The following is a 14,170-nucleotide window of genomic DNA, read 5'->3' as shown; positions in this document are numbered from 1 at the left end:
TCATGGCGCCGATCAGTCGCGCAGCAGCGGCAGGGACAGGCCCCCGGCGGGCCGGGCGCCCAGCACCTCGCGGCGGAAGCGGAACAGCTCGGCCGGCCGGCCACCGGTCTCGACGTCCATCCGGCCAAGCCCCTCGACCAGATCCGTGCGCTCGACCACGCGGCGGAAGTTCTGCTTGTGCAGCGCCACCCCGGCGATGGCCTCGACGGTCTTCTGCAGCGCCGAGAGGGTGAAGGCGTCGCCCATCAGCTCGAACACCACCGGCCGATACTTCAGCTTGCCGCGCAGGCGGCCGAGGCCCGTGGCCAGGATCCGGCGGTGGTCGGAGATCATCGGCTCGCCAAGCGCGACGCTGAACGCCGCGGGCTCGGCAGGACGGCCGCCCTGCGCCCGGGCCCGGTCGCGCGCTGCCTCCGGGGCCAGGCCGGCCTCGTACAGCAGCTCATAGCGCTCCAGCACCCGCTCCTCGGCCCAGGGCGCGCCGTCCAGGGCGAACAGCAGCCGCACGCGGTTGCGGCGCTCGTCCGATGCGCCGGCCCAGCGGGCGAGGGCCGGGGCGATCACCTCGTCGACGGCGGGCGGACGGCCCCTGCGCCAATCCTCCCAGGGGAAGAACCGGGACCACGAGGACCAGGCGGCGTCCGGGGCGTCGGTGTCGGTGGCGGCCGGCGCCAGCGCCAGGTAGCCGACCGAGATCACCCGCGCCCCGCCGGCGCCCACGTCGGCCAGGGGCGCGTCGCGGCCCTTGTCGCCGAAGGTGTACAGCTGCTCGACGAACCCCAGGTCGAAGCGCGCCTGGCGCTGCACGAACTCGCGCAGCGCCAGTTCGAAGGTGCGGTGCCCGTCCGGATCGAACGGGCCGAACGGCAGGCCCTCCAGCGTCGAGGCGCGGTCGGTCAGGCTGTCGTGCGGCCGAACGGTCAGCACCGAGGCCTCGCCGTCGCGCATGGCGACGATCACCGCGGACAGGCCGATGACGACCGCCGTGCTCAATGTCGCGCCGCCAGTTCGAACGGGGCGCCCTCGGCGGCGAAGTTGTTGCCGCCCATGGCTTCCACCGCCTCCAGCATGCGGCCCTGCCGGCCCAGGATGTCGTCGGCCAGGGCGATGATGCGGCGGTTGGGATAGGCGGTGGGCGAGGCGGCGCGCAGGCGCATGGCGATGGCCATCTCGTCGGCGTCAGGATTGCGGGCGCAGGCGAGGGTGAAGGCGGTCGCCGTCGAGCGGCTGATCCCGGCCCAGCAGTGGATCAGCATCGGCGCCTGTTCGTCCCAGCTCTCGCCGAACGCCAGGATGCGCTGCACCAGGGCGGCGTTGGGCGCGACCATGTCGGCCATCGGCGCGTCGATGTCGTGCACGCTGAGCCGCAGGTGCCGCCCCGGACCGATCCCGGCGGGTGTCGCCAGGGTCTCGGGCGGGGAGAGCAGGGTGATGATGTGCGACGGCGCCCGGGCGGCGACCTGGGCCTGCACATGGCTGAGCGGGCAGACGATCAGCGGCATCATTCGGTCTCGAACGCCACCGCGCCGGTGGAAAACCCGGCCGCCTCCGACAGGACGTGGAAGCGCTGCACGTAGCGGCCCTGGGCGTCGGTGGGCGGCAGCGGGTCGATGGTCAGGGAATAGCCGGCCGGCGGCGCACCGAAGAATCCCAGCGCCTCGGCGTGGGTAAAGCCGGCCAGCTGGGTGGCCTCGAAGAAGGCGCAGGCGCGGTCGGCCTGCTTGATCAGCTTCTTGATCGGCGCCGGGGTGTGCGCCGGCAGGCCGAAGCGCACATGGATCGCCGTCTCCAGCCGGTCCTCGAAGGTGCGGTAGTCGATGCCCAAGGCCGCCTTGAACGGCGAGATCATGTCGCCGATCACGTACTCGGCGGCGTCGTGTAGCAGGGCCGCCAGCCGCCATTTCGGCTCCAGCCCCGGCTGGATGTGCGCGGCGATCTCCTCGACGACGACGGAGTGCTGGGCCACAGAGAACGAGTGGTCGCCGATCGTCTGGCCGTTCCAGCGCGCGACCCGCGCCAGGCCGTGGGCGATGTCCTCGATCTCGATATCCATGGGGGAGGGGTCGAGCAGGTCCAGGCGACGGCCGGACAGCATCCGTTGCCAGGCCCGGGGCTCGGCCTTCCTGCCGCCTCGGGATTGCAGCCCTTTCGCCACAGAACCGTTCCTCCAAGGTCAAGTATGGCCAAGTGGCCCATAGATTGCGAAAGATCAATGAGTGGGGCGAGAGTTCCCCGCCTCCGGGTAGGGCCGGCAGGGAGGTGATAATGGACTGGGCTAAGATCCTGGCGCCGCTTTCGGGCGGAGAGGCCGACAAACGCACGCTGGCCGCGGCGGCGATCATCGCCGGCGCCTTCGACGCCGAACTGGCGGCGGCGCACGCCCCGGCCGACGTGGCCGACCTGATCCCGTGGATGGGCGACGGCTTCATGGGCGGGGTGCAGGCCACCGCGATCGATTCCATCCGCCAGGCGGCGGCGGAGGGCGAGAAGTACGCCCGCGCGGCGCTGCAGGGCTGCGGCTATGCGCGCACCAGCTTCGTCTCCCTGACGTCGCCGGTCTGGGCCGCGCTGGCCATGGAAGGCCGCCTGGCCGACCTGGTGGTGTTCGACGACAGCGCCGCGCGCGGCAAGGGCCCTCTGGCCGAGGCTTTCCAGCAGATCGTCGCCGACGAACAGCGTCCCACCCTGGTGGCGCGCCCCGGCCTCAAGGCCGACGGCGTGGTCGCGGTGGCGTGGGACGGCGGCAAGGAAGCCAGCCGCGCGATGCGCACGGCCCTGCCGCTGCTGCAAAAGGCGTCCAGCGTGGTGATCCTGTCGGCCCCCGCCTCGTCGGCTCGCAAGTTCGACCCGGCGGCCCTGCAGCGCTTCCTGGGAGCGCGCCAGGTGGAGAGCACCGTCACCTGCATCAAGGAGGGCGGCGACGCCGGACCGCTGCTGCTGAAGGCGGCGCAGGACGCCGGCGCCAACCTGCTGGTGGCCGGGGCCTTCGGCCACCCGCGGCTGCAGGAGTTCATCTTCGGCGGCACAACCAAGACCTTCCTGCAGGCGCAGGGGCCGTCGCTGTTCCTGTCGCACTGACCGGGCCGCCCGGCGGCGCGGCCGGACAGGTCAGCCGCCGACGTTGCGCCGCACCAGCTCGCCGACGTCATGCATCAGGGCGTCGTGGTCGTGATCCTTGGCGCGCACCGCAGCCACCACCAGCGGGCCGCTGGCCGGACCGCGGGCGTCGTAGGCGGCCACGCTGTAGCCATGCGGCCCCGGCTTGTCCGCGGTCAGGACCATCAGCTTGCGCACGCCCGAGCCGGAGCGGTCGTCGACATGCACCTCGGCGCCGTTGTCGTTGGCGTTGACCCGCACGCCGTTCTTGCCGCCGTCGGCCGGGCCGGCGTCGACGGTGGCGTGGTCGCCATTGGCGTGGATGTGCACGCCCGGCAGGTCGATATCGACCTTCTCGTTTTCCTTGTCCTTGGGCCGGTCCGGCGTCGCCGGCGTGGGCGGGGCCTTCGGCAGCTCGGCGCGCAGGTCGCGGCCCAGCGGATCCAGCACCGCATCGGCGTCCTTGCCGGTCATGTCGGCCAGCGTCAGGGCCACCACGGCGCCGTCAGGGCCGGCGTAGTCGCACGAGCGGCCGTCGGCGGCGGCCGCCTTGCGGCTGAGGCTGCCCTGGGCGTCCGGGCAATCCAGGCGCGAGACGGCCTTCATCGGGCCATGGCTGTCGCCGCTGATGTGGGCCCCCGACTGGCCGCAGGCGGCCAGGGCCAGGCTGGACACGCCCGCCAGGGCCACGCCAAGCGCATAACGCAACATTGTCCCATCTCCTCAATCCCTGCGCGCAGGGTCGTGGGAGGGCGCCGGGCGGTCCAGTGAATTCGCTGTAAGCCTGCGCGACGAAGGGACCACGAAAAAACCCCCGGAGCGGGTGCGCCGGGGGCTCGTTCAGCGGTCAGGCCGAGACGGCTACTGCTGGCCGGGGCGGGCGCCGGAGCCCTCGCGGCGGGCCAGGAACGCGAGGCGCTCGAACAGGTGCACGTCCTGCTCGTTCTTCAGCAGGGCGCCGTGCAGCGGCGGGATCAGCTTGGTGGGATCCTTCTCGCGCAGGGCCGCGTCGTCGATATCCTCGACCATCAGCAGCTTCAGCCAGTCGAGCAGCTCCGAGGTGGACGGCTTCTTCTTCAGGCCCGGCACCTTGCGCATGTCGTAGAAGATGCGCAGCGCTTCCTGCACCAGCTTCTGCTTGATCCCCGGGTAGTGCACCTCGATGATCGCGCGCATCGTGTCTTCATCCGGGAAGCGGATGTAGTGGAAGAAGCACCGGCGCAGGAAGGCGTCCGGCAGTTCCTTCTCGTTGTTCGAGGTGATGATCACCACCGGGCGGATCTTGGCCTTGATGGTCTCGTCGGTCTCGTAGACGTAGAACTCCATCCGGTCGAGTTCCTGCAGCAGGTCGTTCGGGAACTCGATGTCGGCCTTGTCGATCTCGTCGATCAGCAGCACCGGGCGCGCTTCGGCGTCGAAGGCTTCCCACAGCTTGCCGCGCTTGATGTAGTTCTTCACGTCCTTGACGCGCTCGTCGCCCAGCTGGCTGTCGCGCAGGCGGGTCACCGCCTCGTATTCGTAGAGGCCCTGCTGGGCCTTGGTGGTGGACTTGATGTGCCAGGTGATCAGCGGCGCATCCAGCGCCTTGGCGATCTCGTAGGCCAGCACCGTCTTGCCGGTGCCGGGCTCGCCCTTGATCAGCAGGGGGCGTTCCAGGGCGATCGACGCATTGACCGCAATCTTCAAATCATCTGTGGCGACGTAATCTTCCGTGCCTTCAAAACGCTTGCTCATTGCCTTTGGGCTCCCCGGAGAACCGCGCCTTGCGGCCCTCGAACATCTGTTCAAATCGAGCCCACCCTAAAGGGCGTTGCGCGATGTTCAAGCTGATTGAGGGCGATTGATCGTCGGAAGGCCGCGCCAATTCGCGCATGCCGCAAGGGCAGGACGATCGCCGCAGGCCCGCTAGAAGCCCTCTCTGAGCGGATGGTCGACGACGATGGCCCGCCCGTCCGTCAGCGCCAGCACCCGGTGCGGCGTCTGCGCCGGGATCACCGCCACCACGCCCGGGCCGGCGCGGACCGGCGGCTCGTCGCCGATCGCCACCTCCAGTTCGCCTTCGAGGATGTGCCAGACCTCTTCCTGCACATGGTGGTGCTCATGGATGGTCGCGCCCGCCGCGAACGCCCAGTGGGCGAAGGTCATGCTGGGCGAGGCGAAGATCCGTCCGGTCCAGCCGGGGCGCTTCTCCACCGCGGGCATGGCGTTGGTGTCGATGATCGGCATGGCGTGACCTCCGCCGCAGCCTAGCACGATGGCGCCGCCGGCAAAGGGCGCCCGGTGGATGGGCGAATGCCGCGCACGCCGGCCGCAGCGGTCCGCCGAACGTGTCACTTGCGCGAATGATAGTGATAGCTATCGTCAACGATAGTCCGAGCTATCGTCTCGGAGTCGCAAGGCAGGGGATGCGCGATGAACAAGCTTCTGACGGGCACGGCGCTCGCCGTGGTGATGCTGGCCGGCGCGGCCCAGGCGGCCGACGCGCCGCCCAAGCCGGCGACATCGGATGTCCAGGCGGTGCAGGAGGTGGTGATCACCGCCCAGAAGCGCGCCGAGAACCTGCAGCAGGTGCCGATCTCGGTGACGGCGCTCACCGCCCAGGCGCTCGAGGACAAGCACGTCACCAACCTGCTCAGCCTGTCCGGCCTGGCCCCGGCGCTGCAGATCAAGACCGACGACAACGCCGCCAACCCGCGCATCTTCATCCGCGGCGTGGGCGTGAACGACTTCAACCCGTCCACGGCCAGCGCCGTCGGCATCTATGTGGACGGGGTCTACATCGCCTCGCCCCTGGCGCAGCTGGCCTCGTTCTATGACCTGCAGCAGGTGGAGGTGCTGCGCGGGCCGCAGGGCACCCTGTACGGGCGGAACACCACCGGCGGGGCGATCAACGTCACCACCAAGAAGCCGACCAACACCTACGAGGGCGATCTCAATGTCGAGTACGGCAACCTCAACCGCCTGAACATGCAGGGCGGGGTGGGCGGACCGCTGGTTGCGGACAAGCTGCTGTTCCGCCTCGCCGGCACCTATGTGCGCGACGACGGCTACACCCTGGATCGCACCAGCGGGAAGTACGGCAACAACCAGGACCGCTTCGGCCTGCGCGCCATGCTGCGCTTCAAGCCCATCGAGCGTCTCACCGACGACCTGACGGTCAGCTACAACCAGTCCCGCGGCGGCTCGATCCTGGCCTACAACCGGCCGCTGGTGGCGCAGACGGCGGACGCGGCCCTGCCGTTCGACAGCAGTGTCGGCTACGCCCCATGCAAGCCGTCCTTCTACGGCACCGCCGCCTGCACCAACATCCTGGGCTACGCCAACACCAGCAAGGACCTCTATGCCGGCGACTACCAGTTCGACGGCAAGGACATCGTCAAGCTGTGGGGCCTGGCGAACACCATCAACTATGACCTCGGACCCGTCACCCTGGTCTCGGTCACCGGCTATCAGCGGGCCGCGCGCAACGACCAGGAAGAGACCGACGCCAACCCCATCCCGATCATCACCGCCAGCTACATCGCCAAGCAGACCACGGTCAGCCAGGAATTTCGCGTGCAGTCCAACGGCAAGACCCGGCTGCGCTACGTCGGCGGCGTCTATTACGCGCACGACGACCTGAGCAACAACTCGACCTACGACATCCTGCGCGCCCTGCGCGACCCGACCCCGGAGAACCCGTCGGGCGCCGATGTGGCCAACAGCATCGGCCTGTTCGGCTGGCCGCTGACGCAGGTGACCGACAGCTACGCGGTCTTCGGCCAGGTGGACTACGACCTGACCGAGCGCCTGACCCTGACTGGCGGCCTGCGCTATTCGGCTGACCGCAAGGTGTTCCACTACGACAGCGAGGCGGAGAACGGGGCGATCCCGATCTTCGTGTTCGACGGCCGCAAGACCTTCTCCTCGGTCTCCGGAAGGGTCGGGCTTCAGTACAAGCTGGCCGACGACGCCAACCTCTATTTCACCTACAACCGCGGGACCAAGAGCGGCGGCTTCTTCAGCGGCCAGACCACCGACCCCGCCGACCTGGGCCCCTACAAGGACGAGAAGGTCGACGCCTTCGAGATCGGGGCCAAGACCGAGTGGTTCGACCACCGCCTGCGGGCCAACTTCTCCGCCTTCTACTACGACTACCAGGATCTGCAGGTGTACACGACGGTGCAGCGCGGCCTGATCACCGTGCAGCTGTTCACCAACGCGTCCGGCGCGCGCATCTACGGCGCCGAGGCCGAGCTGGAGGCGCGGCCGATGCAGGGCCTGGACCTCTCGCTCAGCGGCTCTCTGCTCAGCGCCGAGTACAAGGACTTCCATTCCGAGGGGCAGAACTATTCCGGCAACACCCTGCCGTCGGCGCCCAAGGCCAGCCTGAACGGCACGGCCCGCTACACCTACCCGGTCTCGTTCGGCGACGTGATCACCCAGGTGGACTTCAACTACCGCAGCAAGGTCTATTTCGACACCGCCAACACCGAGCGGCTGAGCGACCCGGCGCGGATCTTCGTCAACGCCCAGCTCGGGCTGCGCTTCGGCGAGGGGCGCTACGAGATGGGCCTGTGGGCGCGCAACCTGTTCAGCGAGACCAACATCGTCGACATCACCCCGATCGCCAGCCTCGGGTTCGATGTCATGAGCATCGGCGAGCCGCGCACCTACGGCTTCTATCTGAGGGCCAAGTATTGAGCCTCGCCCCAGCGGCGGTGACGGACGCCGAGCTTGCGCCCCGCGGCTGGATCGGAGTCGCGCCCAGCGCCGTCCAGCGCGCGGCGGTGCTGTTCGCCGGCATCGCCGGGGTGATGTTCGCGGGCGTGGGACCGCTGTTGCTGGGCGGGCTGCAGGCTGCCGGCCGGCTCAGCGCCGCCCAGCTCGGCCAGGCCGGCACGGTGGAGCTGCTGGCGATGGGCATCGCGGCCGCCGGGGCCGGGCCGCTGTTCGGCGTGCGCCGCCTGCGCCTGATCGCCTTTGTCTGCGGCCTGCTGATGGCCGGCCTGAACTACGCCACCACCCGGGTCTCGGGGGACGCGCTGACCCTGGTGCGGGCCGTCAACGGCCTGCCCAGCGGCGTGCTGATCTGGCTGACCACGGCCATGATCGTGCGCGCGCCGCGTCCCGAGCGCTGGTCGGGCGTCTATCTGACGCTGCAGACCCTGGCGCAGCTGGGCGTCGTGGCCGGCGTCAGCGCCTTCGTGCTGGCCCGCTTCGGCGTCGACGGCGGCTTCATATGCCTGGCCGCCCTGGGCTTGGCCACCGCGGTCGCCGGCCTGTTCGTCCCGCCGATGTTCGCGCCGCTGGCCGAGGGCGGGGAGGGGCCCGGCGGCCTGCCGAGCGGGCGGGGATGGCTGGCCCTGGCCGCGGCGTTCTGCTTCCAGGCCTTCATCCTGGCGGCCTGGATCTATGTCGAGCCCCTGTCGCGCCAGTCGCATCATCCGGAAGGGACCGCGGGCCTGGCGATCTCGCTGTCGCTGGGCGCCCAGGTGCTGGGCGGCGGGGCGGCGACGGCGCTGGCGGGGCGCGTGTCCTGGTTCAAGGCGCTGATGGGGTCGATCGCGCTGGCGACGGGCCTGCTGGCGGTGTTCGCCGCCCTTCCGACCGCGCCGGTGTTCCTGGCCGCTTCGGCGGCGTTCGGCTTCGTCTGGCTGTTCGCCGCCCCGTTCCTGACGCCGCTGGCCATCGAGGCCGACCCGACGCGCCGCGCGGCGGTGCTGGGGTCGGGCGCCGCCCTGCTGGGCTGCAGCGCCGGCCCGTTCCTGGCCTCGCTGGTGGTCAGCGACACCGATGTGCGCGGCGCCCTGGCGCTGGGCGCCGGCCTGGCCGCCGTGGCGATGGCGATCATCGGCGGGCTGCATTTGTCGCGACACAGGCCGGCGGTTTCGGGCTAAGCCAGGGGCATGGCAGGGGCGACACCAGGACAGCGGCGAGGGGACGCCGGCGCGGCCGTGGACGGAGGGCCGCGCGGAATCCCGCTGGAGACCAAGCTCCAGCCGACCCAGGCGCGGGGCCAGGACACCTTCGAGATGGTGCTGGCCACGGCCGGCGAGATGCTGCGCGACACCGGCTTCGAACAGCTGACCACCAACGCCATCTGCGAGCGCGCCGGCCTGACGCCGCCGGCGCTCTACCGCTATTTCCCCAACAAGTACGCCATCCTCAAGGAACTGGGCGACCGGCTGATGGCGGCGCAGGACCAGCTGGTCATCGCCTGGCTGGACGGCGGCGGGCTCGGCGGCCGTACGGTGGACGAGCGCTTCGCCTCCAGCCTGGCGATCCACGAGAAGATCGTCGCCGTCACCCGCGCCTTTCCCGGCGGCTCGGCGATCGGCCGGGCGCTGCGGGCGGTGCCGACCCTGCAGCGGCTGCGCTTCGACTCGCGCGACATGGTGGCCGACCGGTTCTACGCCGCGGTGCGCGACCACTACCCGAACGCGCCCGAGGCCCGCCTGCGCGTGGCCATGCGGATGATGGTGGAGCTGACCTACAGCGCCATCGAGATGGTGGTGGAGGAGCCGGACCGCGACGCGGACATGATCAACCGCGAGGTCTGCCTGCTGTTCGCGCGGTATTTCGAAACCTTCGAATAGTTTGACGCCCGGGGCGCTGGGCGCACCATGCCTGACGTCGGGCGGCTTGCGAGAACGGTAGCAAAAGCTATCATACCGCCCGACATCGGGGGCGGGAGAACGCATGAGCGAGTGGAGCAACTGGTCCGGCAGCGTGAACGCCAGGCCCGACCAGATCCTGCGGCCGAAGACGGAGGCCGAGCTCGGCCAGGCGATCGCCGCCGCGCGCAAGGTGCGGGTGGTCGGCGCCGGGCACTCGTTCATGCCGCTGTGCGAGACCGACGGGACCCTGCTGCACCTGGCCGACCTGGAAGGCCAGGTCGAGATCGCTCCGGATCGCCGCACCGTCTGGGCGCCGGCCGGCTGGGGCCTGAACCGGCTGACGGCCGCGCTGTGGGCCGAGGGTCTGTCGCTGATCAACCAGGGGGACATCAATCCGCAGTCGCTGGCGGGGGCCACGGCCACCGGTACGCACGGCACCGGGGCTGAGCTCGGCAGCCTCGCCACCCAGGCCTGCGGCTTCCGCCTGGCCATGGCCGACGGCCAGATCGTCGAGTGCGGCGCGGACCTGCTCCCCGAGCTCTACGAGGCGCAGCGCCTGTCGCTGGGCCTGTTCGGCGTCGCCGTGGCGATCCGCATCCACGTCCTGCCGGCCTACCACCTGGAAGAGCGCATCGAGCGCCGGCCCCTGGCCGAGGTCGCCGAGCGGATCGACGAACTGGCCGCCGCCACCCGGCACATGGAGTTCTTCGTCTTCCCCTACAGCGACGACGTGATCTTCAAGACCCTGCATCCGGCCGAGCCGGAGCCGGGCTTCGTCGACGGCAACGACATCGACGAATCGGCCTTCCGCTTCTTCCTCGACCTCGGCAAGTCGGCGCCCGTGCTGATCCCCAGCCTGCAGAAGATGATGATGCTGGTGCAGGGCAAGGCCACCCGCCGGGTTGGGCCGGCCTACCGGATCTTCCCGTCGGATCGGACCATCCGCTTCGAGGAGATGGAATACGAGTTCCCCCGGGCCAACGGCCTCGAGACCCTGAAGGAGGCGATGGCCTACATCCGCCGCAAGCGGCTGCCGATCGCCTTCCCGTTCGAGTTCCGGCTGGCTGCCGGCGACGACATCTGGATGAGCCCGTTCAACCAGGGGCCCGGCGCCTCGATCTCGTTCCACCAGTATTCGAAGATGCCCTGGCAGGGCGCCTTCAAGGAGATCGAGGCGGTGTTCCAGGCCGGCGCCGGCCGCCCGCACTGGGCCAAGCGCCACACCCTGGGCCCCGACGACGTGCGCCGGCTCTACCCGAAGACCGAGGACTATCTGCGGGTGCGGGCGCAGACCGATCCGGATGGCAAGTTCATCAACGGACCGCTGGCGAGCCTGTTCGGGGTGTAGGGGGAAACCCGCTCTCCCTCTTTCTGTCATCCCGGAATTCGCGAAGCGAATATCCGGGACCGCCGGAAACGCCAGCGCCCGCTACGGCCTGCGACCTCCAGCGTTTCCGGCGGTCCCGGATATGGGCTGACGCCCATTCCGGGATGACAGAGGGCAGAGAGGTCGCGGCTGGCTTAGCCCGGGAACGCCTCGCCCAACGCCTGCGCCACCTCGCCCATGATCACGTCCCACTGGCCGAAGCCGTTGGGGGTGAAGATGCGGGCCTGGGGGTACCAGGGCATGCGGTCAGTGCCGAGCCGGGTCCAGGCGCCGGGCACCGAGATGATCCAGGTGGGCGCGCCGCAGGCGGCGGCGATGTTGCTGGTGGCGTTGGCGAAGCCCAGCGTCAGGTCGAGGGCGCAGGCGAGGGCGGCCACATCGTCCAGGTCGTCCTTCAGGTCGATGCCCGGCGGGTTCCAGATCTCCACGCCGAAGTCGTCGCGGGCGCGCGCCAGCTCCTCCGCGCAGTCGCCATACTGCATGTTCACCAGGCTGACGCCCGGCGTCCTCATCACCGCTTCCCACTGGGCGAACGGCGAGAAGTAACGGGCGCGGGCGCCGTCGGTCTTCATCGACTTCCACAGCAGGCCGATCTTGGGACCCTTGGGCGCCTGCTCGTCGAGCACCGCCTTCCAGTGAGCCACCCGCGCCGGATCGGCGGTCAGGAACCGCTCGCGGGCCGGGAAGGCCTCCACCGAGCGGCGGAAGCGGCGCAGCGGCGAGGCCAGGGGCGCCCACAGGTCGATGTGCGACCAGTCGCCGATGAACGGCGCGCCCCGCACCGTCTTGCCGTCGACCTTGAAGGTGGCGTGCGGGCCGATCTCGGCGTTCGGATAGGAGCGCTTGAACAGCGGGATGAGGCGCTTTTCCACGGCCAGGATCAGCTTGCCGTCGGGCCCGAGGGCCTGCTCGATGTCCGGCAGGATGTTGGCGAACAGCACTTCGTCGCCCAGGCCCTGCTCGCCGAACAACATCAGGGTCTTGCCGTTCAGGTCGGCCTCCGGGGTCCACATCGGCCGGTCGGTCATGAAGTGGGTGACGTCTGCGAACATCGGGTCGATGCGCGCCTCGTAGTCGTCCCAGCCGGCGCCGATGTCGCCGCGGGCGATGTTCAGCGTCGAGCGGGCCAGGGTCATCATCAGCCGCTCGTCGGGAGCGGTGGTTCCGGCCAGGGCCAGCTGGCAGTCCTGCAGGGCGGTGTCGAGCTCGCCCAGGGCCATGCGCGCGTTGCCGCGGTTGTAGCGGGCCTTGGCGAAGCCGGGGTCCAGCCGCAGCGCTTCGGAGAAGAAGGTGATCGCCGTCTCCAGGTCGCCCTGTTCGGCCAGCACCGTGCCCAGGGTGTTCCACAGCATCGGCTTTTCGGGATTGGCTTCGATCGCCGGCTTCAGGATGTCGATGGCTTCGCTGTAGCGGCGCTGGTCGCGGATGGCGCAGGCGAGGTTGTTGGCCCCCTCGTACGACTTCGGATAGCGGGCCAGATAGGCCCGGAACAGCTGCACCGCCTCGTCGATCATGCCCAGCTTGTAGGCCAGCCGGCCCAGGTCGTTGGCCACCTCCGCCTGTTCGGGCAGCAGCTCCAGCGCTGCCTGATAGGCCTTCAGCGACGAGGCGAAGTCGCCGACCTTCTCGCGGGCGATGGCCAGCACGTACCAGCCCATGCCGCTTTTCTCGTCGATCTCCAGGGCGTTGATCGCCAGCTTGGTGGCGGTCTCGCCGTCGTCGGCGCCGATGGCGGCCACCGCGCGCTGCAGCAGCGGCGCCACCGCCAGGGCCCTGACCTCGCTCACCGCCGCCTCGAGGCGCTGCAGGGCGGCGGGGGAGGCCGCGTCGCCCGCCAGGCCCGCCTGGGGCCGCGCCCGGCTGGCCTCGGGGCCGGCCTCGTCGAAGCCCATGGCGATCGGAGAGGCGGAATTCTGGGCGGTGCGGCGCAGCGACATGAGTCGCCTTTCTGATGCGAAGGATGCTGCCCCTTCCTTCGCGCGCGTATGGTTAATCGGGGGTGAAGCCGCCGGTCCGCGGCCGGGAAGCCTCAACGCCTGCAAGGCTTTGCGTCCAGCGGCCGGGTGCGGCATACGCGCACACCCAAGCTTGCAAGGCCTCGTTAACCATGCGGCTTTAGCGTCCGGAAAGCTTCCCAGCCTAGTCGTGGACACGCACAGCGGAGGGGAAGGGCTGACGTAGTTTTCCAGACGGACCTTATTCGGAGTCCCGTTCCATGCCGCTGAAACTGTCGCTGAAACCCGGCGAGAAGTTCGTGCTCAACGGCGCGGTGGTGCAGAACGGGGATCGCCGGGGGACGCTGATCCTGCAGAACAAGGCTTCTGTCCTTCGCGAGAAGGACATCATGCAGGAAGACGAGGTGAATTCGCCATCGCGACGGATCTATTTCCCCGTGATGATGATGTATCTCGATGAGGCGGGCGCCCAACGGTACTACGACGAATTCGTCCGGCGGCTTTCGGAATTCATGGGAGCGGTTCGCAACCCTGAGATCCTGGCGGAATGCGTGAACATCTCACGGCACGCCATGGCCCGGGAATACTACAAGGCCCTGATGCTGTGCCGGAAGCTGATCGAGTACGAAGACGAGAGGTTGGGGCATGTCGCTAAGGGCTTACCAGCAGGCGGCTCAGAGGTCTGAGTCTCCGCGAGACGCGGAACTTCGCCTGTTCGGCCAGGTCACCCGGGCGCTCGTCGAAGCGGCCGCGGCGCCTGAGAACGACTTCAAGACGCGAATCGAGGCGCTGGACTGGAACCGGCGCCTGTGGTCGGCGCTCGCCACCGACTGCTCGGACGAGCACAACGCCCTGGACCCGTCGCTGCGGGCGCAGATCATCTCCCTGTCGCTGTGGGTCAACCGCCATTCCAGCCTGGTGATGCGCAAGCAGGAAACCTTCGACGCCCTGATCGACGTCAACCGCATGATCATGCAGGGCCTGTCCGGCCGCGCCGAGGCCGCCGCGGCCTGAGCTGACTTTCTCTTCCCCCACTGGGGGAAGTCCCCGCGCAGCGGGGGATGGGGGCTCCAGCTTGGCGCCGGCCCCCGAATTCGCTCACTCGAGGTTGCTGAGGCGGCTCTCTGCTGGAG

General features: G+C 69.5%; 14 protein-coding genes. 7 read left to right on the top strand and 7 right to left on the bottom strand.

The genetic code is table 11. The features are described from left to right. Positions 1 to 12: 12 nt before the first annotated feature. From ACO2Q3_RS08755 to ACO2Q3_RS08745, 3 genes are read right to left on the bottom strand one after another with little or no spacing between them, the layout of a single operon-like run. Positions 13 to 948 carry an NUDIX hydrolase gene (locus ACO2Q3_RS08755; protein ID WP_423306930.1) on the bottom strand — a complete coding sequence of 312 codons (936 nt, stop codon included), beginning with the start codon at positions 946 to 948 and terminating at the stop codon, positions 13 to 15. Between the two features lie 41 nt (positions 949 to 989). After that, on the bottom strand, positions 990 to 1,505 hold the full coding sequence (locus ACO2Q3_RS08750; protein WP_423306178.1) for a tyrosine phosphatase family protein: 516 nt from the start codon (positions 1,503 to 1,505) through the stop codon (positions 990 to 992). Then, entirely contained in the window at positions 1,502 to 2,155 is a 654-nt protein-coding gene (locus ACO2Q3_RS08745) for an HD domain-containing protein (protein WP_423306177.1), read from the bottom strand. The genes ACO2Q3_RS08750 and ACO2Q3_RS08745 overlap by 4 nt, the downstream gene beginning before the upstream one ends. Positions 2,156 to 2,265: 110 nt before the next feature. Between ACO2Q3_RS08745 and ACO2Q3_RS08740 the strand changes: the two genes are divergently transcribed. Next, on the top strand, positions 2,266 to 3,078 hold the full coding sequence (locus ACO2Q3_RS08740) for a universal stress protein (protein ID WP_423306176.1): 813 nt from the start codon (positions 2,266 to 2,268) through the stop codon (positions 3,076 to 3,078). A gap of 30 nt (positions 3,079 to 3,108) precedes the next feature. Here the strand turns inward: ACO2Q3_RS08740 and ACO2Q3_RS08735 are convergent, their stop codons facing one another. The 3 genes from ACO2Q3_RS08735 to ACO2Q3_RS08725 all read right to left on the bottom strand — a co-directional run bounded on the left by ACO2Q3_RS08735 (position 3,109) and on the right by ACO2Q3_RS08725 (position 5,322). Further along, on the bottom strand, positions 3,109 to 3,807 hold the full coding sequence (locus tag ACO2Q3_RS08735) for a hypothetical protein (RefSeq protein ID WP_423306175.1): 699 nt from the start codon (positions 3,805 to 3,807) through the stop codon (positions 3,109 to 3,111). Between the two features lie 150 nt (positions 3,808 to 3,957). Then, complete coding sequence (locus ACO2Q3_RS08730) at positions 3,958 to 4,830, bottom strand: AAA family ATPase (RefSeq protein WP_423306174.1); 873 nt, start codon at positions 4,828 to 4,830, stop codon at positions 3,958 to 3,960. Positions 4,831 to 5,001: 171 nt separating this feature from the next. Next, complete coding sequence (locus ACO2Q3_RS08725; RefSeq protein ID WP_423306173.1) at positions 5,002 to 5,322, bottom strand: cupin domain-containing protein; 321 nt, start codon at positions 5,320 to 5,322, stop codon at positions 5,002 to 5,004. Between the two features lie 186 nt (positions 5,323 to 5,508). Here ACO2Q3_RS08725 and ACO2Q3_RS08720 point away from each other — a divergent pair, with 186 nt between their 5' ends. The 4 genes from ACO2Q3_RS08720 (at position 5,509) to ACO2Q3_RS08705 (ending at position 11,043) form a co-directional block, all read left to right on the top strand. After that, positions 5,509 to 7,779: a TonB-dependent receptor gene (locus ACO2Q3_RS08720; RefSeq protein WP_423306172.1), complete on the top strand. Its 2,271-nt coding sequence runs from the start codon at positions 5,509 to 5,511 to the stop codon at positions 7,777 to 7,779. Further along, positions 7,776 to 8,975 (top strand): MFS transporter, encoded by a 1,200-nt coding sequence (locus ACO2Q3_RS08715; protein WP_423306171.1) that lies wholly within the window; start codon positions 7,776 to 7,778, stop codon positions 8,973 to 8,975. The genes ACO2Q3_RS08720 and ACO2Q3_RS08715 overlap by 4 nt, the downstream gene beginning before the upstream one ends. Before the next feature lie 57 nt (positions 8,976 to 9,032). Further along, on the top strand, positions 9,033 to 9,674 hold the full coding sequence (locus tag ACO2Q3_RS08710) for a TetR/AcrR family transcriptional regulator (protein WP_423306170.1): 642 nt from the start codon (positions 9,033 to 9,035) through the stop codon (positions 9,672 to 9,674). Between the two features lie 103 nt (positions 9,675 to 9,777). Continuing rightward, on the top strand, positions 9,778 to 11,043 hold the full coding sequence (locus tag ACO2Q3_RS08705; protein ID WP_423306169.1) for a D-arabinono-1,4-lactone oxidase: 1,266 nt from the start codon (positions 9,778 to 9,780) through the stop codon (positions 11,041 to 11,043). Positions 11,044 to 11,216: 173 nt separating this feature from the next. On the opposite strand, the gene ACO2Q3_RS08700 is transcribed toward ACO2Q3_RS08705, so the two are convergent. After that, a complete protein-coding gene (locus ACO2Q3_RS08700) occupies positions 11,217 to 13,019 on the bottom strand; it encodes a tetratricopeptide repeat protein (RefSeq protein WP_423306168.1) in 1,803 nt (600 codons plus the stop codon). A gap of 278 nt (positions 13,020 to 13,297) precedes the next feature. Here ACO2Q3_RS08700 and flbT point away from each other — a divergent pair, with 278 nt between their 5' ends. Continuing rightward, positions 13,298 to 13,723: a flagellar biosynthesis repressor FlbT gene (gene flbT, locus ACO2Q3_RS08695; RefSeq protein WP_423306167.1), complete on the top strand. Its 426-nt coding sequence runs from the start codon at positions 13,298 to 13,300 to the stop codon at positions 13,721 to 13,723. After that, positions 13,683 to 14,051, top strand: a complete 369-nt coding sequence (gene flaF / locus ACO2Q3_RS08690) for a flagellar biosynthesis regulator FlaF (protein ID WP_423306166.1) — start codon at positions 13,683 to 13,685, stop codon at positions 14,049 to 14,051. The genes flbT and flaF overlap by 41 nt, the downstream gene beginning before the upstream one ends. Positions 14,052 to 14,170: the final 119 nt, after the last annotated feature.

This window comes from Caulobacter sp. KR2-114 (assembly GCF_049446115.1).
Classification (GTDB): domain Bacteria; phylum Pseudomonadota; class Alphaproteobacteria; order Caulobacterales; family Caulobacteraceae; genus Acaudatibacter.
The sequence above is the reverse complement of the archived record's forward strand: the minus strand, read 5'-3'. Positions and strand labels throughout refer to the sequence as shown.

What these genes read in the sequence shown, in the direction of transcription:
- ACO2Q3_RS08755 (WP_423306930.1), bottom strand. Translation starts at nt 948, where the DNA reads ATGCGCGACGGCGAGGCCTCGGTGCTGACCGTTCGGCCGCACGACAGC.
- ACO2Q3_RS08750 (WP_423306178.1), bottom strand. Translation starts at nt 1,505, where the DNA reads ATGATGCCGCTGATCGTCTGCCCGCTCAGCCATGTGCAGGCCCAGGTC.
- ACO2Q3_RS08740 (WP_423306176.1), top strand. Translation starts at nt 2,266, where the DNA reads ATGGACTGGGCTAAGATCCTGGCGCCGCTTTCGGGCGGAGAGGCCGAC.
- ACO2Q3_RS08735 (WP_423306175.1), bottom strand. Translation starts at nt 3,807, where the DNA reads ATGTTGCGTTATGCGCTTGGCGTGGCCCTGGCGGGCGTGTCCAGCCTG.
- ACO2Q3_RS08730 (WP_423306174.1), bottom strand. Translation starts at nt 4,830, where the DNA reads ATGAGCAAGCGTTTTGAAGGCACGGAAGATTACGTCGCCACAGATGAT.
- ACO2Q3_RS08725 (WP_423306173.1), bottom strand. Translation starts at nt 5,322, where the DNA reads ATGCCGATCATCGACACCAACGCCATGCCCGCGGTGGAGAAGCGCCCC.
- ACO2Q3_RS08720 (WP_423306172.1), top strand. Translation starts at nt 5,509, where the DNA reads ATGAACAAGCTTCTGACGGGCACGGCGCTCGCCGTGGTGATGCTGGCC.
- ACO2Q3_RS08705 (WP_423306169.1), top strand. Translation starts at nt 9,778, where the DNA reads ATGAGCGAGTGGAGCAACTGGTCCGGCAGCGTGAACGCCAGGCCCGAC.
- ACO2Q3_RS08700 (WP_423306168.1), bottom strand. Translation starts at nt 13,019, where the DNA reads ATGTCGCTGCGCCGCACCGCCCAGAATTCCGCCTCTCCGATCGCCATG.
- flbT (WP_423306167.1), top strand. Translation starts at nt 13,298, where the DNA reads ATGCCGCTGAAACTGTCGCTGAAACCCGGCGAGAAGTTCGTGCTCAAC.
- flaF (WP_423306166.1), top strand. Translation starts at nt 13,683, where the DNA reads ATGTCGCTAAGGGCTTACCAGCAGGCGGCTCAGAGGTCTGAGTCTCCG.